Origin of the sequence: Streptomyces sp. TLI_185 (genome assembly GCF_003814765.1) — a bacterium.
Taxonomy (GTDB): Bacteria; Actinomycetota; Actinomycetes; order Streptomycetales; family Streptomycetaceae; genus Streptomyces.
This window is the reverse complement of record NZ_RKRB01000001.1, coordinates 9,596,718-9,617,972: the sequence shown is the minus strand read 5'-3', so window position 1 is coordinate 9,617,972 and position 21,255 is coordinate 9,596,718. Positions and strand designations below refer to the sequence as shown.

The 21,255-nt window shown below is 67.8% G+C and carries 14 protein-coding genes and 3 pseudogenes; 12 read left to right on the top strand and 5 right to left on the bottom strand.

The genetic code is table 11. From position 1 onward, the window contains the following. The first annotated feature begins 276 nt into the window (after positions 1-276). From EDD92_RS44180 to EDD92_RS44140, 9 genes and pseudogenes are all read left to right on the top strand, one after another. Positions 277-1,638, top strand: a complete 1,362-nt coding sequence (locus tag EDD92_RS44180; RefSeq protein WP_123969466.1) for an ABC transporter substrate-binding protein — start codon at positions 277-279, stop codon at positions 1,636-1,638. Next, positions 1,635-2,549, top strand: a complete 915-nt coding sequence (locus EDD92_RS44175; RefSeq protein WP_123969465.1) for a carbohydrate ABC transporter permease — start codon at positions 1,635-1,637, stop codon at positions 2,547-2,549. Before EDD92_RS44180 ends, EDD92_RS44175 begins: the two co-directional genes overlap by 4 nt. A gap of 109 nt (positions 2,550-2,658) precedes the next feature. Beyond that, positions 2,659-3,513 carry a carbohydrate ABC transporter permease gene (locus tag EDD92_RS44170; protein WP_123969464.1) on the top strand — a complete coding sequence of 285 codons (855 nt, stop codon included), beginning with the start codon at positions 2,659-2,661 and terminating at the stop codon, positions 3,511-3,513. A 73-nt stretch (positions 3,514-3,586) separates the two neighbouring features. Continuing rightward, on the top strand, positions 3,587-5,599 hold the full coding sequence (locus tag EDD92_RS44165) for a hypothetical protein (RefSeq protein ID WP_123969463.1): 2,013 nt from the start codon (positions 3,587-3,589) through the stop codon (positions 5,597-5,599). Further along, positions 5,596-5,943, top strand: coding sequence for an L-rhamnose mutarotase (locus EDD92_RS44160; RefSeq protein ID WP_123969462.1), 348 nt, complete (start codon positions 5,596-5,598; stop codon positions 5,941-5,943). Before EDD92_RS44165 ends, EDD92_RS44160 begins: the two co-directional genes overlap by 4 nt. A gap of 60 nt (positions 5,944-6,003) precedes the next feature. Then, a complete protein-coding gene (locus tag EDD92_RS44155) occupies positions 6,004-6,861 on the top strand; it encodes an amidohydrolase (RefSeq protein ID WP_123969461.1) in 858 nt (285 codons plus the stop codon). A 38-nt stretch (positions 6,862-6,899) separates the two neighbouring features. Next, positions 6,900-7,387, top strand: a pseudogene (locus EDD92_RS44150) (alcohol dehydrogenase catalytic domain-containing protein); the annotation flags it as partial. A gap of 96 nt (positions 7,388-7,483) precedes the next feature. Beyond that, entirely contained in the window at positions 7,484-10,597 is a 3,114-nt protein-coding gene (locus EDD92_RS44145; RefSeq protein ID WP_123970823.1) for an RICIN domain-containing protein, read from the top strand. A 130-nt stretch (positions 10,598-10,727) separates the two neighbouring features. Further along, on the top strand, positions 10,728-12,779 hold the full coding sequence (locus EDD92_RS44140) for a family 43 glycosylhydrolase (protein WP_123969460.1): 2,052 nt from the start codon (positions 10,728-10,730) through the stop codon (positions 12,777-12,779). A gap of 269 nt (positions 12,780-13,048) precedes the next feature. Here EDD92_RS44140 and EDD92_RS44135 read toward each other — a convergent pair whose 3' ends face one another. Next, positions 13,049-14,974, bottom strand: coding sequence for a glycoside hydrolase family 97 protein (locus EDD92_RS44135; RefSeq protein WP_123969459.1), 1,926 nt, complete (start codon positions 14,972-14,974; stop codon positions 13,049-13,051). 313 nt (positions 14,975-15,287) lie between these two features. Here EDD92_RS44135 and EDD92_RS44130 point away from each other — a divergent pair, with 313 nt between their 5' ends. Next, positions 15,288-16,781, top strand: coding sequence for an RICIN domain-containing protein (locus tag EDD92_RS44130; protein WP_123969458.1), 1,494 nt, complete (start codon positions 15,288-15,290; stop codon positions 16,779-16,781). Positions 16,782-17,183: 402 nt separating this feature from the next. Here the strand turns inward: EDD92_RS44130 and EDD92_RS44125 are convergent. The 3 genes and pseudogenes from EDD92_RS44125 to EDD92_RS44115 form a co-directional block, all read right to left on the bottom strand. Next, positions 17,184-17,369 (bottom strand): annotated as a pseudogene (locus tag EDD92_RS44125) (IS5/IS1182 family transposase); the annotation flags it as partial. 101 nt (positions 17,370-17,470) lie between these two features. Then, complete coding sequence (locus EDD92_RS44120) at positions 17,471-18,403, bottom strand: transposase family protein (protein ID WP_123969457.1); 933 nt, start codon at positions 18,401-18,403, stop codon at positions 17,471-17,473. A gap of 185 nt (positions 18,404-18,588) precedes the next feature. Beyond that, the gene (locus EDD92_RS44115; RefSeq protein WP_123969456.1) at positions 18,589-19,020 is read right to left on the bottom strand and encodes a hypothetical protein; all 432 of its coding nucleotides are present in this window, start codon (positions 19,018-19,020) and stop codon (positions 18,589-18,591) included. Between the two features lie 384 nt (positions 19,021-19,404). Here EDD92_RS44115 and EDD92_RS44110 point away from each other — a divergent pair. Then, positions 19,405-19,973 (top strand): annotated as a pseudogene (locus EDD92_RS44110) (MMPL family transporter); the annotation flags it as partial. 190 nt (positions 19,974-20,163) lie between these two features. Continuing rightward, entirely contained in the window at positions 20,164-20,622 is a 459-nt protein-coding gene (locus tag EDD92_RS52605) for a DUF317 domain-containing protein (RefSeq protein WP_123969455.1), read from the top strand. On the opposite strand, the gene EDD92_RS44100 is transcribed toward EDD92_RS52605, so the two are convergent. Then, positions 20,504-20,932: a hypothetical protein gene (locus EDD92_RS44100; protein WP_260327379.1), complete on the bottom strand. Its 429-nt coding sequence runs from the start codon at positions 20,930-20,932 to the stop codon at positions 20,504-20,506. The two genes, EDD92_RS52605 and EDD92_RS44100, sit on opposite strands and share 119 nt — an antisense overlap. Between the last annotated feature and the right edge of the window lie 323 nt (positions 20,933-21,255).

Below are 21,255 nucleotides of genomic sequence, written 5' to 3'. Positions count from 1 at the left end.
AGATCCACATCATGAAGCTGGGTCTCTAATTACCTCATATGCGAACTTCTAGGGTGTTTCTTGCTTCTGCGTTGCTGTGTCACGCACGAATCGCCGAGAAGAAGGCTGCACAAACCCTTGACGGAACCCTGAATAAGGCGGCTAATTTCTTCCGCGGCGGCAAGCGGGACGGCCGTCCGCGGTCCACGACGCCCGACCGGTACGGCCGGCGTCGCCCCATCCCCGCCCCACCTGCTCATCCACTCGGGGCGCCCTGCGAAACCAGTGGAGTCGCACATGACCGTCAACAAGCCTTCGTCCGGCCGGGAGAGGGTGTCCAGCAAGAGTCGTGCGGCGTTGCTGGCCGGCTGCGCGGCCGCCGCGGCGCTGACCCTGACCGCCTGCGGCGGCGGCACCACAGGTACGACGACCAAGGACGGCTTCGCCCAGGTGCCGCAGAAGGACGGTGCGTTGACCGTCTGGGTGGACGCGACCCGTGTGGAGGCCGCGAAGCTGTACCAGCAGCAGCACCCGGACGTGAAGCTGGACATCGTCACCTACGACGGCGACGCCAACGGCTCCAACTACCTCCAGACCAAGGTCCAGCTCTTCAACCGCACCCACAAGGGCTGGCCGGACGTCGTCTTCAGCTCCCAGAACAACGAAGTGACCTGGGCGGTCGACGCGGGCTTCGCCGCGCCCCTCAACAAGGGCCTGATCCCCACCGCGACCCTGACCAATTTCGCCGACGGCGCCAACGACGTCTGCACCGTCAACGGCACGGTCTACTGTCTGCGCAACGACCTCTCCCAGGCAGTGCTCTGGTACAACGCGCCGCTCCTGAAGAAGTTCGGCTACCAGGTTCCGACGACCTGGGAGGAGTACCAGCAGCTCGGCGAGAAGGTGGCCAAGGAGCACCCCGGCTACCTGGTGGGCGACGCGGGCGACTCCTTCACCCCCGAGATCTACCTGTGGGCGAGCAAGTGCGGCGCCAACCACATCACCGGCCCCAAGTCCGTGTCGGTGAACACCTCCAGCGAGGCCTGCACCAAGATGGCCAAGCTCATGGACGTACTGATCAAGAACAAGTCCATGTCCATCAGCGGCGTCTTCAGCACCGACTTCGGCAAGAACCAGGCCGACAAGGTCCTGCTCATGCCGGGTCCGGCCTGGTACGGCGGCGCGCTGTTCGAGGGCACCTTCAAGACGCCGGCCAAGCAGATCGCGGCCGCGCCCATCCCTCAGTGGAAGGGCGAGACCTCGCCGTCCACCGGCAACGTCGGCGGCGGCACCTGGCTGCTGTCCCAGCACTCCGAGCACATCAGGGCCGCCACCGACTTCCTGAAGTGGGTCACCGCCGACAACGCCTACCAGGGCAAGAAGGCACCGGGCTTCCCCGCGTACGCACCGGCCGCCGAGGTCTGGCTGAAGGGACAGAACGCCTCCGGCTACTTCGCCAGTGACCTGAACGCCCTCAAGACCGCGTCCTCCCAGGTCTGGCCGGGCTGGGGCTCGGGCCAGTTCAGCCAGGAGGCGATCTGGGCCGCCACCGTCAAGCCGGCCCTGACCCAGGGCAAGAGCGTCGTCTCAATGCTGCCCGCCTGGCAGGACTCCGTCGTCAAGTACGCCAAGTCCAATGGATACAAGGTCTCACAGTGACCCTCACCCACTCGCGGGCCGGCTCTGCCACCCGGCGCCCTCGCGGCACCGCCCGGCAGAGCCGGGCCGGTATGGCCTTCGTCGCCGCCTACGTGGTCCTGCTGGTCGCCTTCGGCGTGCTCCCCACTGCCTACGCGGTCTACTTCGCCTTCACCGACGCCGGAGGCACGGTCACCGGCTTCGCCAACTTCGTCAGCACGGCGCACGACTTCCGCTTCCTGGACGCCGTGAGCCATGTCGCCGTCTACCTCGCCTTCTGGCTGCTGTCCCTCGTCGTGTTCGTGGTGGCCCTGGCGCTGCTGCTGCACCGCCTGGCCTCCGGGCCGGCCGGCAAGGCCCTGCGTTTCCTCTACTACATCCCCGGAGCGCTCGCCGGCGCCGCGAGCGTGCTGGTGTGGCTGTTCATGCTCGACCCGACGGTGAGCCCGGTCAGATCGCTGCTGGGCGTGCTGGGGTTCCACACCTTCGGCGAGGTGATCGCGCCCGGCAACCTGCCCCTGCTGTTCACGATCATCGCGTTCTGGACCGGCGCGGGCGGCTGGATCGTCGTCATGTACGGCGCGCTCAACAACATCCCCACGGACGTGATGGAAGCCGCGCGCATCGATGGTGCGGGCGCCTGGCAGACCGCCTGGCACGTACAGATTCCGATGCTCCGCAAGTGGATCGTGTACATGGTGATCCTGGCGTTCGCGGGCGGCGCCCAGTTGTTCGTCGAGCCCCAGTTGCTCTCCCTCGCCAGCGTGGGCGTGGCCGGACGCGACTACTCGCTCAACCAGCTGACGTACGACTTCGCCTTCCAGATGAACAACATCAACGGCGCGGCCGCCGTCTCGGTGGAGCTCCTGGTCGTCAGTGTGTCGGCCGCCGCCGTCTTCGTCGCACGCTCGGGGTTCTTCGATGCCGAATAAGTCCTCTGCCCTCTCGATCGCCGCCCCACATACGGAAGGGGAACCGGGCGTCAGGAGCCGAACACATCACCGGGCTCCGGAGCGACGGCCTCCCCGTCCCCTGCGGCGCGTGGCATCACAGCTGCAGACCGGCACCGTACTGGCCGTGTTCGTCGTGTTCTTCGTGCTGCCGGTGCTGTGGCTCGTCCTCGCGGCGACCAAGACCGACCAGCAGCTGGTCCACGACAACCCGCTGTCCTTCGGCTCCTTCCACGCGCTCAAGGCCAACTGGGACGCGCTCACGGCGTTCCAGGACGACGCCGTCATGCAGTGGCTCGGCAACTCCGCGCTCTACGCGGTGATCTCGCTGGTCATCACTCTCGGTGTCGCCATTCCCGCGGGATACGCCCTGGCCATGACCGAGTTCCGCGGCCGGCACACCCTGCTGGTGGCCACCCTGGTCGTGATGCTCATGCCGAACGCCACCCTGGTGGTGCCGTTGTTCCTGGAGATCAACGCGGTGCACCTGATCGGCACGATGTGGTCGATCATCCTGCCGTACTCGTTCTACCCCTTTGGCGTGTACCTGACGTACATCTACTTCACCACCGCCGTACCGAAGGACCTGCTGGCCGCGGCACGGATGGACGGCTGCTCGGAGTTCCGCGTCTTCTGGCACATCGCCCTGCCGCTGGCGACCCCGGTCGTCGCGCTCGTGGGTTTCTTCAGCTTCGTCGCCAACTGGACCAACTACTTCCTGCCGTACGTCATGCTCCCCGAGAGCAGCCAGATGCCCATCCAGGTGGGGGTCGGCACCCTGCTCAGCAACGTCCCGTCCTTCAATCCGACCGTCGGTGACCTGGCGATCCAGCGTCCGCAGCTGGCACTGGCGACGCTCGTCGCCATCACGCCCGTGCTGATCGTCTTCCTCTTCGCCCAGCGCTTCCTGGTCAGCGGGATGCTCGCCGGCGCCACCAAGGAATAGCGGCCCGTCCCGACCGCCCGGCCGTCGTCCCCGGCGTGCGCCGTCCTGCCGCCCACCCGAACGGAGATCTCCCATGGACCACAGCTCTGCCGACCGCACCTCGGCCGAGGACGACCCCTGCGGCCGGCCGGTCCCGCCACCCGACATCAAGGCGGGGGTGCCGCTGCTCGAACCACCCGGCTGGGCCGTGGCCCAGCGGTCCCTGTTCGACCTCCTCGACCACGCCTGGCGACGCTTCGCCCGCGACTTCACCGGCCCGGACGGACGACTGAACTACTCCGGCCCGCTGACCACCCGCGACGGCGTGGACGACTTCTACGAGGTGTTCTTCAACTGGCCCCAGCTCTACCTCCTCGGCGGCGCCGACGATCTGCTGCCCGCCAGTGAGAAGCACTGGAAGGGCGTGACCCGGCAGCTCACCGAACTCGGCATGCTGCACGACGAGTTCGAGCGCGGCTACGACTGGTTCCACCAGGGCGAGAGCCTGCTGTTGCTCTACTTCCTGTGCATGGCCGCCCCTGACCGCTGGTCCGAACGTGCCCTGCGCTTTGCCGAGCTGTACGTCGACCCGGTCAAGGGCAACTACGACCCCGAGCACCGCGTCATCACCCGCCCGCACAACGGCAGCGACCCCGACCGGACGGGTCTGTTCGACGGCGACGTCTACCCGTGGCTGCTCAAGGAAGCGCAGACGTACGGCTTCCCGCTCGACTGGATCCCCGAGGCGGACGGCGGCCCGTACCCACTCTCCGCGGACCCGCGTCTCGGAGCCCAGATGCGGGACCGGATGGGCGTCGGCGACACCGCGGTCAATCTCGCCGCTGCCGGACTGGTCCTCAACGCCTGGATCCTGTCCGGCGAGGACCGCTACCGCGACTGGATCGTCGAGTACGTCGGCGCGTGGCGGGAGCGCACCGAGGCGAACGGCGGTCTCATCCCGGACAACGCCGGTCCGGACGGCGTCGTCGGCAGCCTGCTGGAGGGCCGCTGGTACGGCGGCCACTACGGCTGGTCCTGGCCGCACGGCTGGCACAGCGTGGGCCACGCGGCCTGTGTGGCGGCGCTCGCGGCGGCCACGGTCACCGGTGACGACGACTACCTCTCCATGGTCGCGAGCTCGCTCGACGCCCTCATCGGCCGCGGCAAGGTGATGCCCCACACCGAGGCGGACTCCAGCCTCCCCTCCAAGTGGGCGGTCGAACTCGGTCCCGACATCCACACCCCCACTCCGCACCTGCCTTTCCGCCACAACGACTCGGGCTGGTTCGACTACAACCCGGCCACCCCGCCGGTCCCGGTGGCCCTGTGGCACCACACGGCCTCCGACGCCGACCGCGCCCGGCTGGAGGGGCTGCGTGAGACCGATGGCATCGACTGGCGCACCGTCCGGCCGTTCCGGGCCAAGGAGGAGTCCGGGCACGAGAAGGCCTGGTTCGCCTTTCTCGCCGGCGACGACCCCGGCTACCCCGAGCGGATCCTCGCCACCGCCCAGGCCCAGGTCCGCCACCGCCTGCGGCGTATCGACCGCTACCGCGACCTGGACGTGCCCGAGGCCGACATCCACGTGTGGCAGCTGTGCAACCCCGTGGTCACCGAGGCCCTCGTGCAGTTGACCTGGGGCGGTCCCCAGGTGCTGTACAACGGGGGCCTGCAGCAGGCCCGCCTGCGCTACCACGACGCCGAGGCCCGCCGGGCCGGCCTGCCGCCGGACGTGGCCGCGCTGGTCACGTCCATCGACCCCGAGGCGACCACCCTCGAACTGGTCAACCTCTCCCCCGAGGCGGATCGCACGGTGATCGTCCAGGCGGGCGCCTTCGCCGAGCACACCATCACCGCCGTCCGGTACACGACCTGCGAGGACGACGGCTGGATCGGGGACATGTACGACTACGGCCACACCGAGCCGGTCGTCACCGAGACGGAGCAGGTCTGCGACAGCGACTTCCTGACCGTCCGGCTGCCCGCGTCCACCCGTATCCGGCTCACCCTCCGGCTCGACCTGCGCACCAACACACCCAGCTACCGCACCCCGTTCGACACCCCGGCCGACGATCCCCGCACGGGCACGGAGGAGACCACCGTATGAAGCGCGTCGCCCAGACCATCAGGCTCCGACCCGAGCACCGCGAGAAGTACCTCGAACTCCACTCGGCCGTCTGGCCCGGCGTCCAAGCCGCCCTGCACCGGTCGAACATCCGCAACTACAGCATCTTCCTCCACGGCGATGCGCTGTTCGCCTACTTCGAGTACCACGGCGACGACTTCGAGGCCGACATGGCCGTCCTCGAAGCCGACCCCGAGACCCAGGAATGGTGGAACCTCACCGACCCCTGCCAGGAGCCCTGGCCCGACCGGGGCGACTCCCGCCAGTGGACGGAACTGACCGAGATCTGGCACCTCGACCCGCCCGGCGAAGACGTCACCGCCTGACACGGCCCACGCCAGACCGACCCGACTTGGAACCCGCCATGCCCCCCCGCCCCCGTCCTCATCGATGCCCACCACCATCTGTGGGACCTCGACCGGCGTCCGCAGCCCTGGCTCGACGACCCCGCCCTGGCGTCGATCAGCCGTACCTTCACCTCCGGCGACCTGCGCTCCACCGCGACCCGTCCCATTGCGGGCCGTCACCTGCACGGCACGGTGGCCGTGCAGTGCATGCCGGACGTGCCCGAGACCGAGGACCTGCTCGCCCTCGCGGAGCAGGAGCCGCTGATCGAGGCGGTGGTCGGCTGGGCAGACCTGACGTCCCCGGCGATCGGCGAGGTGCTGGACCGGCTGCTCGCCGGACCGGGCGGCGCGTATCTGCGCTCCCTGCGCCATCTCGTCCAGGGTGAGACGGACCCGGGCTGGCTGCAACGCCCGGATGTCGAGCGGGGGTTGGCGGTGGTCAGGGACCGCGGGCTCTCCTACGACGTACTGGTCCGCAGCCACCAGCTCGACCAGGCGGTCGACCTGGCCGAGCGTTTCCCCGAGCTGCCCCAGGTACTCAACCACGCGGGCAAGCCGAACATCGCCCGGCACGAACTGGCTGACTGGCGACGTCAGGTGCAACGGCTGGCCGCACACGAGCAGGTGGTCTGCAAGCTGTCGGGGCTGATCACCGAGGCCGACCACGACAGCTGGACCACCGCCGACATCCGCCCGGTCTGGGACATCCTGATCACCGCCTTCGGCCCGGACCGGCTGATGTTCGGCTCCGACTGGCCGGTCGCCAACCTCGCCGGCGGCTGGAACCGCTGGGCCGCCACCGTGGACGAACTGCTCACCGACTGTTCCCAGCACGAGATCCACGCGCTCCTCTCCGGCACCGCGACCGCCTTCTACCGCCTTCCGGGCCGCAGCTGACCGTCGGTGCTCCTGCCGAAGGAACTCTGGAGAAGACGATGACACTCACCGTCCGTTACTCGGCCGCGCGCACCCTGAACACGGCTCCCGCACCCGGTTCGCCGCCCGGTCCGGGTGAGGTGGAGCCGACCCCCGCCCGTGTCGGTGTCCACGGCACCGATCTGCACACCGTCCACGGCGACCTGGACGCCCGGGTACGCATGCCCGCCGTGCTGGGGCACTAGATGTCCGGTCGTGTCGTACGCGCCGGCGCGCATGTGGACGGCTGGGCGCCCGGCAACGCGGTGACCGTGCGCCGGACGGTGCCTGCCTCCACCCTGATACGGCTGTCCGACACCCTGGCCCTGGACCGTTCCGCGCTCGTCGAGCGAACGCGGTCGCCGTGCGCGACGTGGGCCGGGCTGCCCTGAAGGACGGCGAGAAGGTGGTCGGCGGCGGCCCCGTCGGCATCCTCGTCGCACTGGTCGCGCGGAGCCACGCGCTCTCCTCCGGCGCCACGACCGCCTGTGTCGCCCGACCGACCCACTACACAGGCCACGCCGCGTCAACCGCACCGACAACCCCCCGGAGCCGCCCACATGATCGCTTTCCCGACCGCCCGAAACAGCAGGAGGGGCAGACGATGAAGCCCGTCACCTCCACCATCCGCACGTTGTCGGCAGTGCTTGCGACGGTGCTCTCCGCGGTGCTGCTGACGTCCCTCACGACGCCGACCCCGGCTTCGGCCGCGTCCCAGGCGACCTACTACGTCGCCCCCGACGGCGACGACGCCAACCCCGGGACGATCACAGCCCCGTTCAAGACCCTGCAGCACGCACGGGACGTCGTGCGCACGGTCAACAGCAACATGACCGGAGACATCAACGTCTATCTCCGCGGCGGGAACTACCCGGTGGGCAACACCGTCAACTTCACGCCGGCCGACTCCGGAACGAACGGCCACCATGTCGTGTACGCCGCCTACCAGAACGAGAAGCCGGTGCTGAACGGAGGCGTTCAGGTCACCGGCTGGACACAGCACAGCGGGAACATCTGGAAGGCGCCGCTGAACCGCGACAACAAGCTCCGCGCGCTCTACGTCAACGGCAAGCGCGCCCAGATGGCCTCGAAGACGATCAACTCGGCCGGCTGCTACGGGACCTACACCGTGACGGCCGGCCAGGCTCCCTGGGCCTGGGAGTCGGGTTCGCAGTGCGACGGAGCCAAGTACAGCCTCTCCGACCTGCCCGCCGTCGCCTCCAACCAGGACGACGTCGAGATCAAATCGGCGACGACCTGGACCACGGCCATCGTGGGAGTCCGCCAGATCACCACGAGCTCCGACGGCGCCAATCGCGTGGCCCTGTTCCAGCAGCCGGGTGCGGCCATCGCCCAGGGACCGCCGAACGGCAACTTCAACGCCGGCGGCGGCAGCCACACATTCATGAACGCGTACGAATTCCTGGACCAGCCGGGCGAGTTCTACTTCGACAAGACGAAGCACACGCTCTACTACTACAAGTCCGGCTCCGAAGACATGACGTCGGCACAGGTGTTCGCGCCGAACAACGTGTCCACCCTCATCAGGATCGCCGGCACGTCCACGGCCGACCACGCCCGGAACATCACGTTCTCCGGGCTCACCGTCGAACACTCCGACTGGAACCTGGTCAATGTCGCGGGCTCCGTCTTCCGGCAGGGCCAGCAGGGCAACGCGAGCTCGACCGTGTACGCGAGGAAGAACTTCCACGCGTACACCTACCGCAACGTCGACCTGCCGCCGGGGATCATCCAGATCGAGAACGCCGACGGGATCGTCCTTTCGCGCAACACGGTGCAGCACACCGGCGCCGACGGGATCAACATGGTCAACGACGTGACGGACACCCAGTTGACCGGCAACTACGTCAACGACATCGCCGGATCCGCCATCACGGTGGGACACCCCCAGCACGTGTACATCGGGGACTACACCTCGACCAACCACGAGAAGTACCCGGTGAACGTCGAGGGAGTCTGCAAGAACATCTCGATCACGGACAACTACCTCTACGACAGCGCGGTGTTGTTCCAGGGGTCCAGCCCCGTGTCGGCGTACTTCGTCGACTCCCTGTCCGTGCAGCACAACCGGATCGAGAAGTCCCCGTGGGCGGGCATCACGCTCGGCTGGGGGTGGTGGAACTTCGACGGTTCAGCGAACTCGATCCAACCGGGTGTGCCGACGACCACGGCGAAGAACAACACCATCAGCCACAACCAGATCGTCGACACGATGCAGGTGCTCGGCGACTCCGCTCCCATCTACACGCTGGGCAGCCAGCCGGGAACCGAGATCAGCGACAACTACATCCAGGGCGTCCCGGCCGGCCACAAGTACGGCATGCATCCCGACGAAGGCTCCGCCTACCTCAACGAGCACGACAACGTGCTCGACGTCGACCCGGGCCTGGCCTACACCATCAACTCCGGCACCTGGGGCCGGCAGCACGACCTGAGCATCACCAACACCTACGGCACCGTCAACAAGATGTCCAACAAGAACGTCCCGAACAGCACCATCCAGGACGTGCACGCGTATCCGGACAACGTGTGGCCGTCGCAGGCGTACGACATCGCCGTGAACTCCGGCCTGGAGAACGCCTACAAGGACATCGTCCCCCGCAGCAACCTGGGCCTGCAGGACCACGTCCTGCCCGCAAGCACATTCACCGGCAAGGGCGTGTCGTCCATCCCGGTCCGCGCCCTCGGTGACGCGACCAGAACTCTCTGGCTGGCTCCCTCCGGTACGACGACGTTCGCCGTCGGCCCCACCATGACGAAGGCGGCCGGATCCGCGACGACCATCGCCGTCCCGCCGAAGCCGGGCGACTACCGCCTCTACGTCGTGGACGCCCAGGGGAACGCGTCCCCCGCGTCGAAGTCGCTCGTACGTCAGCGATATGCCTTCGTCGACGACAAGGACTCCGGTCTCACCTACTCCTCCGGCTGGTCGAACTGGAACGACTCCCGCGACTTCAACGGATCCGAGAAGTACACGAACAGGGCGGGCGACTACGTCCAGTACTCGTTCACCGGCTCAGGCGTGCGGTATCTCGGCATGAAGCAGCCGAACATGGGCAAGGTCGACGTCTACGTCGACGGCACCCTGGCGCAGTCGGGCATCGACGCCTACGCCTCGACGGTGACGAAGCAGATACCCCTGTTCGAGAAGACGGATCTCGCCGCGGGCCCCCACACGATCAAGGTCGTGTGCGCCGGAACGAAGAACACGGCCTCTTCCAACACCGTCTGCGCCCTGGACGCGTTCGCCGCCATCCCCTTCCCCGCCACGAGCGTGCTCTACAAGATCCTCAACAAGAACAGCGGCAAGGCGATCGACGTCTCGGGCGCATCGACCGCCGCCGGGGCGAACGTCCTCCAGTGGAACGACACCGGAGCGCAGAACCAGCGCTGGCTGTGGGTCGCGGCCGGTGGCGGCAACTACGAGATCGTCAACGAGAACAGCGGTCAGCTGCTGGACGTCACCGACGGGTCCACCGCGGACGGCGCGACCGTCGTCCAGCAGCCCGACAACAACGGTGCGAGCCAGCACTGGACCCCGGTAGCCGCCGGCAACGGCTACTACAAGATCAAGAACGTGAACAGCGGGAAGCTGCTCGCAGTGTCCGGCTCGTCGACGGCAGCCGGAGCTCAGCTCGTGCAGACGACGGACACGAACGCCGACAGCCAACTGTGGCAGGCAGTGAACGTGGACTGAGGACCTGGGGAACGGTGCCGGCGAAACACGGGCCGGCACCGTTCCCGGCGAACCTCCACCACCGCGTACCGCGTACTCGCGTCGAAACACCGCCCATCCAAGTGATGACTCCTGACCAAGGACGGACATCGTGGACATCACCAGACGACAGCTCGGCCGACTCGCCGCGGTCGGCACCGGGGCCCTCCTGCTGCCGGGTCTGCTGCCCCCCAGCCCGGCGGCGGCAGCCGTGCCTCCGGCCGGGACGTGGGGCGACCAGGGCGACGGCACCTACGTCAACCCCATCCTCCCGGGCGACTTCAGCGACTGGGACTGCATCCGGGTCGGCGCCGACTACTACGGCATCACCAGCACGTTCGGGTACTCGCCCGGCGTGGCCGTCCTGCACTCGAGGGACCTGGTCAACTGGCGGACACTGGGCGGCGCCGTCGACGATCTCACCAGCATCGGACCGCTGCTGAACTGGGACCGGATGAACCGCTACGGCCGCGGCGTGTGGGCCGGGGCCATCCACTACCACGGGGGACGGTACTGGGTGTACTTCAACACCCCGGACGAAGGCTTCTTCATGACGTCGGCGAGCTCACCGACCGGGCCCTGGGAGCCGTTGACGACGGTGTGGCGGACCTCCGGCTGGGACGACCCGTGCCCGTTCTGGGACGACGACGGCCAAGGCCATCTGGTCACCACGCACTACTCGGACGGCTACAAAATCCACCTGTTCAAGCTGTCCGCGGACGGGAAGTCGCTGGTCGGCCCGTCCACCGTCATCCACCAGTCACCGGGCAGCGAGGCCAACAAGCTCTACAAGATCAACGGCCTCTACTACCACCTGTACAGCGAGGTGAAGCCCGAGGGCCGGGTGCTCATGATGAACCGCGGCTCCAGCCTCTACGGCCCGTTCGAGACCCGGCAGCTGGAGCACGTCAACGTCTCGGTGGACCGCGAGCCCAACCAGGGCGGGCTGGTGCAGACTCCGGACGGCGCCTGGTACTTCGTGACCCATCACGGCCACGGCGACTGGGAGGGGCGTCCCCTGTCCCTGCTGCCGGTGACCTGGGTGGACGGCTGGCCGATCCTGGGTGCGGTGGGCGCGGACGGCATCGGCACCATGGTGTGGACGGGGCAGGTGCCCGTCGGCGGCACACCCGGTGCGCCGGTCGACGCGCTGCCCTCCGTGGTGACCAGTGACCTGTTCACCGACACCCGTCTCAAGCCGCAGTGGGAGTGGTACTACCAGCCGCGCGCGGACCACTGGTCGCTGACCGAACGCCCCGGCTACCTGCGGCTGAAGGCGTTCGCACCGCTCGCAGCCGACAACCTGACCAAGGTGGGCAACATCCTCACCCAACGCACGCTGCGCACGGCGGGCGGCGCGACGGTGACCGTCCGCCTCGAACTGGCCGGCCTCGCCGACGGCCAGCACGCCGGGCTGTGCCACTACGCGGCCACGTACGCCGGGTTGGGTGTGCGGCGTTCGGGGACCACCACGACGATCGCGCACAACGTCGGCGGCAGCCTGACCAACGGCCCGGTGATCACCCAGAACGCCGTGTGGCTGCGTACCTCGTGGGACGTCAACGGGGTCAGCCGGTTCTCCTACAGCCTCGACGGGAGCTCGTTCACGTCGTTCGGTGGCACCTACCAGCTCACGTGGGGCGGTTACCGCGGCGACCGTGTCGGGCTCTACACCTACAACCCCAACGGCACCGGCTACGTCGACGTGGACTGGGTGCAGTACACCATCGCACCCGCCAGGGCCTACAAGTGCGTCAGCGTGCGCAGCGGCAAGGTCACTGACGTCTCCGGCGCCTCCAAGGCGGACGGCGCCGCCGTGCTCCAGTGGACCGACAAGGGCGTACCGAACCAGCAGTGGACCTTCCAGTCCACTGCGGACGGCTACCACACCATCATGTGCGTCAACAGCGGCAAGGTCCTCGACGTGGGAGGGTCCTCGCTGGCGGACGGCGCGCGGGTCGTGCAGTCGACCGCCGACGGCCGGGCGAGCCAGCAGTGGCAGCTGCGCCCGCAAGCCGGTGGAGAGTTCCTGGTGGTCAACCGCAACAGCGGCAAGGTGCTCGACGTCAGCGGAGGCAGTACGGCCGACGGCGCCGCACTGATCCAGTACCGCGACACCGGCGGCTCCAACCAGCGGTGGACCTTCCACCGCACCACTGGCTAGCCTCAATACCGTTGTTCGGCCTGCAAGATCACCGTGCATCCACCGCCCTCCCCCGTGCGCGCCTTGTGCACTCACTCGCGCGGGCATCGCCGACGACGATCTGCAGGCCACCGTTCTCCGGAGAACCCTCGATGGAGAGCCCTCGATGGGGGTGCCCCCAGTTCGAGCGAAATCAGCAGCCGTGCGGCAGGTCAGCAAGTGAAGGGGGCGGGCGGCGGGCACCCCCTGCGGACCAGCCCCGAGCCGGCGAAATCCCAGGTTACGGCCGCTCATCCATGGCTCAGGACGACCGCTTGGCCGCCCGCGGGGGCCATCGCGACGCGCAGCGTGGTCGACGAGGTCACGGTCTGTGTGCTCACTGCGACGGGGGTCTGGTACGGGCTGCTGCCCGGCGTTCCGTCGGCGTAGATCGTCGCGGTGTAGGTGCCGCTACCGAGGAAGGACAGCGGAATCGAGAGGGTTCGGGCGGTCTCGTTGGTCATCGCCCCCAGGTACCAGGTGGTGCCGCTGCGCCGGGCGACGGCGATGTACTCGCCAATCGAACCGGCGAGGGTCCGGCTCTGGTCCCAGACGGTGGGGATGGCGTCGAACCAGGGCAGCCCGGGCCATTTGGAGGGGGTGGAGTACTGCGAGGGGGTGCTGTACCAGTACAGGAAGTCCAGGGGCTGGTAGTAGACGGCGGCCATAGCCATCTGGTGGGCGTTGGTCGTCCGGTCGCGGGACTGGCCGTAGCAGATGGTGTAGTCCATCGGCCCGCCGATGTTGCGGGCGAAGGGCAGGGTGACGTTGTGGGTGGCGGTCGGGAAATGCTCGTTTCCCCGCACGCCCTCCATACTGATCCAGTTGGGGTAGGTCCGCTCGTAGCCGAACGGCCGCACGTCGTCGTGCATGTCGATCAGCAGCTTGTGCGTCGCCGCCGTCCTGGCCCAGGCGATGATCTGGTTCGTCATCGCCTGGGTGCCGTCGTTGATGAAGCCCAGCTTGACACCCGCCACGCCCCAGTTCCGATACAGGGCGAACAGGCTGTCCGGGCTGCTCATGGCCAGGGGGTTGACGTAGAGGATGACGCCGATTCCCTTGCCGGCGGCGTAGGAGATGACCCTGGGCATGTCGATGGCGGAGATCGGCCGCGTGGCGTCGGTCGAGGTGTGCTCCGGGCCGTACCACCCCGAGTCGTACTCGATGTACTGCAGACCGCGGGCAACGGCGAAGTCGATGCCCGCCAGCCCGTCCGCGGTGGTCAGATTGCAGCGGAAGACCTTGCCCGGCTTGATCCACGACGTGTCGGCGAGGGCGCCGGCCGGGGCCAGGTTGAGCACCAGTTCCGCGTTGTCGACCAGTTCGGCGTGGGTGGAGCCGATCACCACCGCGCGCCAGGGCGTGGCGAACGGTGTGGTGACGGTGGAGGTCGTCTGGACCGTTCCGGAGCCGCGGGCCGTGTGCCGCATCAGGTACGTCGCGAGGGTGTTGGGCTGTCCGGCGACCGAACTGAGCATCATCCTCGGGTAGTTGATGCGGGCCGACTCGCAGACGCAGGCGATGAGCCCGCCACTGTACGTCGCGGTGAGGGGGAGGTCGGTCAGGGGACCGGTGTCCGTGGAGGAGGTTCCGGTGGACGGGATGGAGCCGGGCGCGACCGGGATGTAGTCGTCCTCGTCCCGCGCGCTGTAGACGAGCGTGCCGTCGGGGAAGACGAACGTCGTCAGTTCGCCGGCGATGGTGGCGGTGCCCGGGTCCAGCAGGACGTAACGGAACGCGACGCCGGTCGCGTAGGCCCGGATCTGGACACCGAAGTTGATGGAGGTGCGGTTGTCCCGGAGGTTCCAGCGCATCTCCTGGTAGGCGTCGGAGACGGTCGCGTTCCGCCCGTACAACGGGTTCCAGGTGGTGTCGACATGCCAGTGCTGATAGTTCGTCAGAACGGCGTCGGTACCCAGGGCGGTTCCGTCGCTCAGCTGCAGCCCCATGGCCGAACTGGCCACGACTGTCGCGCCGTTACGCCGGGCCGACCACTGGAGGGAGCCGCCCGTCAGCGACATGGTGATGCTGGTCGTGCCGTCGAGCGACGTCGCGGTGACGGAGGCGTCCGCGGCCTCGGCCGGATATGTGCTGCCGATGCCCAGCGCGGCCGTTGCGGCGGTGACGGCCGCGCCCTTGAGCACTCTGCGGCGGGAAGGTTCCTGACGCCCTGGCATGTTCACAGTCGGCCCACCTCGCTTGGATATGGCTTCCAACAAACTCAACCAGCAAGTAACAGATTCTGACCGTCGCGATGTTTCTATGCCTCCCCCGACCCGAAGGTCAACCCCCTCGCACGCACCGCCCACTTGTCCGAAATCCTGGACAGTCCGGGCGACTTGCGACCTCGACAAGCCGCACTGGGCGCCCCCAGAGCCGGTCACGATTAAACAAACTCGAACGCGATTCTTGACGCCACGAGCGTGCCACGACTCTCATGGGTCCCCGCGACATCAAGGGATCGTCGAACCTCGGCAGAGAGGGACGCACATGTTCAAGGGAGTTCCCCGGCCGCCCGCCGGACGATGGCGGCGCGCAGCCGCAGCGTTCCTGACCCTCCTGGGAGGCCTTGCGGCGCTGCTGCTTCCGGCGACCGAGGCGCACGCGGCCACGGTCTCGTTCACCACGGGTGCCGCACGCACCGACCAGAACGGCAACACCCTGCAGCTGCACGGCCTCGGCATCATCAAGGTGGGAAACACCTGGTACGGCTACGGCGAGGACAAGACCGGCGAGACCTCGTCGGACACGTCCTTCCAGGACATCACCTGCTACTCCTCCACCGATCTCGCCGACTGGACCTACCAGGGCCAGGCCCTGAGCCGGCAGAGCAGCGGCGACCTCGGCCCCAGCCGCGTCGTGGAGCGGCCCAAGGTCATCTACAACAAGTCGACCAGCACATACGTGATGTACATGCACATCGACAGCAGGAACTACTCCGAAGCCAAGGTCGGCGTGGCCACCAGCAGCACCCCCTGCGGCCCCTACACCTACCGGGGAAGCTTCCGTCCGCTGGGCAACCTCAGCCGCGACCTCGGCCTGTTCCAGGACACCGACGGCACCGCCTATCTGCTGAGCGAGGACCGCAACAACGGCCTGCGCATCGACAAGCTGTCCGCCGACTACCTGTCCGTGGACAGCGCGGTGACGGTGCTCGGCAGCGGCGGCAGCAGCGGCAGCGTCGAGGCACCCGCCATGATCAAGAAAGACGGCACCTACTACGTCTTCGGCTCCCACCTGACGGGCTGGAGCCTCAACGACAACATCTACGCCACCGCCACGTCACTGGGCGGTCCCTGGTCGTCCTTCCGGAACCTGGCCGCACCCGGCACCCACACCTACGGCAGCCAGACGGCGAACGTCATCACCGTCCAGGGCTCCTCCGGCACCACCTACATCTACGCCGGCGACCGCTGGAACACCTCCGACCTCGGCGCGTCGAAACTGATCTGGCTGCCCCTGACCATCAGGGGCACCACGGTGAACCTCGGCCAGTACCCCACCTGGTCACTCGACAGCTCAGCGGGAACATGGACGGCCGACAGCGGGATCCCCGCTGAGGGCGTCCACACCCTGAAGAACCTCAACAGCTCCCTGCTGATGGACGTGTCGAGCGGTTCCACCGCAAACGGCGCCAAGATCATCCAGTGGCCGGCCACCGGCGGTACCAACCAGCAGTGGGCCCTCACCCGGGTGGCGGACAACATCTACACACTCAAGAGCGTCAAGAGCGGCCTGTGCCTGGACGTACCGAACCAATCGACCGACACCGGCGTCCAGTTGGAGCAGTGGACCTGTAACGGCGGGACCAACCAGCAGTGGTTCCTCGACCTGGTCGGCAGCTACACCGGCAGCACCTACATGCTCGCTGGCGTGGGCAGCGACCTGGAAATCGGTGTCGCGAACGCCTCGACCACGAGCCGGTCGGCCGTGGAGCAAGAAACGGGCACGGGCACGACGAGCCAGCAGTGGAGTCTTTCCTGACGGGTACGCCAGGACCACTGACGCGGACCAACGACCATGCCGGCCACGTGTTCCTCACCCGCAACGCGTCCACGCGGCGCCCCGGCACGGTAAACGGGAGACCACCGCAAGGTCTTGAGTGGATACACCACTTCTGTGCATGGACCGAGGTCGTTCCTGCGCAGCGTCACTGACGTCATCGGGCCCCCGGTTTGTTCCGCCAGGACCAGCACAACGGCGATCCAGGTCACAGGGTCTGGTGATCGGTTCAAAATATGGACCTCCCCGATCCCCTCGCCCACCGGATCCTCGGCCCAGGCTGTGACTCTCGACGCCTGAGCTCGAACCTCCCGCTCCCCTCCTCCCGGGACTGCGCCAGCTGGTCCTCCGCGGTCTGCTGACTCCAGTACGTGGCCACCGCCTGGAACGCCAGTACGCAGCAACGAGCAGCACCCTATCTGCAAGCGGCAGCTTCCACGGCCGGCCTCGGCCTGGCCCGCCGACGCCCTCCCGGCGCAGCTGAGTCACCAACTTGCCGAAGGTACGCGGGCTCAGCCCCGTGAACGGGGCTATCCAGGACGGCTCCGACGCCGTGATCACACCAGGCACGACCAAGATCATGACGCAAGGCAAGATCGCTTACGGGACAAGCCTTACGACCTCGTGCACGGTTGGCGGTGGCACGTCGAGGTATGTGCTGTGGTCGGTGTTCACGCTCGAAGGCCGTGGCCGAGGGTGGCGGTCTGCTGGTGTGAGAGCAGGGCGGCGACGGCTTGGACGATGTCACTCATGTGCTCGCGGCGGCCAAGGTGCCGGGCGAGAGCCCGCCAGTTCTTGAGGTGTGCGATGCCGTGCTCGCCCCGGATGCGCCGTGAGGAGTGTGCCTTGCGTTGCTGCTCGTGCCTTTCCTCGTACCAGGCTGGAGCGTTCTTCTTGAACTTGGGATGAGGTGGTGTCAGCACGCGGCCGCCGGTCTGCGCGCCCATGCCCTGATAGCCGGCGTCCGCGAGGATCTCGAGGAACGGGCCGTCGGCCAGGAACTGGGCCACTCCCAGCTGTCGGGCCTGGGTGATGTCCGCGCAACTGCCGGGCCGGACCGGGCTGCAGAACAGTACGCGCCCCTCAACGTCCGTGAGGACCATGGACTTCACGGCGTTCTGTTTGGTCTTGCCGGAGACGAATTTATCCCGGTCCTTTCGGCCCGCGGCCGGGCGTCGCACGCGGACCTCCGTGCCGTCGATGATGCCGGTCCCGCCGGCGCCCAAGTACTCGATGACCTCGGCGAGAGTGCGTAGCCGGATGCCCCGGGCGACGGTGCAGCCCCGTTGCGCCAGCAGGGGCCGCACCTCGCCGATGGCGCGGGTGATGGTGGAGCGGTGCACGCCGAACCAGCAGGCCAGCACGTCGTGCGTGGTGCCGTGGCGCAGACTCACCAGCGTGGCCAACAGCCGATCGATGAAGACGAACTTGTGCTTCGCCCCGGCTCCCACCGCCCGCTGCCGTGCCCGAGCAGTGAGCCGAGCCTGATGCAGCTCGTGCCACAACGGCCCCACCTCAGCGACGAGTTCAGCGATCACCGTCGGCGACAAGCCGGTGACCCGGTAATCCGCCACGATCAACTCACGCGCCCCAGCCCCCACCATGACCCGCTCAACGAGCTACCCGGGCACCGAGCCACGGCCAACCGCGCACGAGGTCGTCAAACCGCCGACCGCAGGCCGGCGAATCGAGTCCGCCTGACGGTACGGCCGTCCGGCGAGGGGCAGCGGGCGCACCGGGGGCTACGGTCACCAGAGCGGTCGCCCGCACTGTGCGTCCGGGTGTCGGGTCAGGGGCCGCAGACCGCGCTGCCGCCGCTGTAGACGGTCCCGTTCACGTTCAGCTTCGCGTTGACGTAGGCGCACTTGCCGCTGGTCACCCCATACACCGCGACGCCGCCGGCGTAGGTGGTGAACGTACCCGCGTCGTGCCAGACCGTCGCCCAGTCCGACCGCTGGATCGAGACGTCCATGTAGTGCGAGCCCGCCAGGTTGTCGAAGAGCTTGGCACAGACCGTCCCGCTGTTGACGCTCGATCGCCAGATCTGCAGGGTCCCCGGCCCGACCGGGAAGGTGTCCCAGACCGAACCCGGGCAGGTGGCCACGGTCCCGTAGCCGGGAGGGGCCGTCGCGGTGGTGGTCGCAGAGGCCGTGGGGCCACCGATCACCAGCCCGGTGACGGCGAGTCCGGCGACCGCCGCGGTGGCAAACACTCTCTTCATAACCAGTCCTCCGTGTGATGCCGCACTCGACTCAGAGCCCGATCGGGTCCTGGTACTGCGTTGGTGACGAAGTGTACGGTCGCGTCCTCCACCGCCGGAACTACAGCTGCCGTGACTGAAGTTGGACTTGTCCGCTGTCATCCTGGGAGTCGTTTGGCAGCGAACCCGGTCGCTTTGGCTTTCTTGCCAGCGAACCTAGGCGTCCGGGGGGCCGCCGGGGCTGGGTGCCGGTCAGGGTGGATCTTGCGGAGCCGTACGTCGAGCCGTCGTACGTGGACGCCGTACGCGAGTGTCGGTGGCGCCCGCGGTTCGACTACGTGACGGACCGGTTCGAGGATGTGGCGCAGGCTCGGCTGCTTCGCTGGTCGGGGGGTGGGCGTCACTTCCGTCCTGGTCCCCCTCAAGGCAGCCCTCGGCTTCCTGCTGTCGGTGCTCGCCTCACTCGGCGCCGTCGTCGCGGTCTTCCAGTGGGGCTGGGCCGCCGACCTGCTCGGCGTCCACCAGACCAGCCCGATCATGAGCATGACGCCGATCTTCATGGTGGGCGTCGTCTTCGGCCTGGCCATGGACTGCGAGGTCTTCCTGGTCACCCGCATGTGCGAGGCCCACGTCCACGGCGAAAGCCCCCCGAGGCCGTCGTCACCGGCTTCCGGCACGGAGCCCGCGTCGTCACCGCCGCCGCCATCATCATGATCAGCGTCTTCGCCGGCTTCATCGGCTCCAACGAAGCCATGGTCAAGATGATCGGCTTCGGACTCGCCATCGCCGTCTTCTTCGACGCCTCCATCGTCCGCATGACCATCGTCCCCGCCATCCTCGCCCTCCTCGGCAACCGTGCCTGGTGGTTGCCGAAATGGCTCGACAAGGCACTGCCCAACGTGGACGTCGAGGGCGAAGGGCTGGCCAAACACCGCGCCGACTCGCCGGAGGAACCCCAGCTGACCCGCGTCTGAGGCGCTCGGGTCCATCAAGTCCCGGGGGTACCACCCGTCCCGGACCAGGTGATTCCAATGCCCACAGCCAGATTCCGGCGCGCGACCACGCCCGAGTTTCCCCACACGGGCGGCTCAGCCGCCCGTGCCCCACCTCTCGAAGGCCCACTCATGCCCAGCCCGGATCCCTGTGCCCTCGACCCGCATTCGGATGTCCGTCAGACCTGGCTACCTCGCCGGTCCCGGCGACAGGCGCAGCATCTTCAACACCCTTGACTGCGCACCTGGTTGGACCAAGACCGTCGCCTTCGGTACCGACACCTACTACACCAGCCCATGCCAGCGCGTGCGTGTCGCCAACGCCGTGGAGAGTTTTTACGGCGCGTGGACCATCTCCTACGCCGAGGACCCGCTCGGAGTCCCCGACTGGATCACCACGTTCGACCGGAACATACCCAACGAGATCGTGGCCGCGTTCACAAAGCTCCTCGTCGACGGACTACACAACAATTTCGCCGACTACCTCGGAGGCGGCCGGCACTACTCGGGCGTCAGCCCCGCGCCCCTGACCGCGCGGCACCGGTGGGAGCCGGTGCACGGTTCCCGGCCGTTCCGACGATGCCCCAGTCCGGCTGGGCGGCGAGCTTTTCGTGGAGGCCCCGGTTCATGAACGGGGTGTCCCACGAGTTCGTGATGAAGTTGAACGTCGCACCCGGCGTCCAATGGTTTGTCGAGCCGCCGGTGTTGCCGGTGCTGCTGGTGGAGGCGGTGCCGCCGGTGTTGCCGATGGCGCCGAGCACGACCCCGACGACGCCGAGCACCGCGCCGACCACTCCGCCGATGACCGCGCCGATGGCTCCGATGATGTCGTCGTAGGACAGACCGGTGGGGTCGGTGAAGGTCGCCGGGTTGTTGGCAGCGTACGAGTACCCGTTGAGCGACTGCGGTTTCTGTGGTTCGAAAACCGGGTCGGTGCTCAGGAAGCGTGCCGTGACCGGGTCGTACTGGCGGGGCGATGGGCGGTACTGCTCACCAACAAGCTCTACTACACCCGCGACCGCCAGCCCTTGACCGACGTCCGCAACGCCTTCCGCGCTCTCGCCTTCACCTGAGCCACGGTCGGCGAATCCGTTGAGTGAGTCCGGACTCCAGCACATGCCTAGCAGGTCCGAGCAATCCTTGGTCAGGCCCGTCGTGTGCCTTCATCCGGCGGCCTACGCTGTCGCACCCTGTGCGAGGGCAGGAGCCCAACGCCGGTGTCAGTGCCTGCTGTCAGGATCAGCATCGCCCCACATCGTTGTCT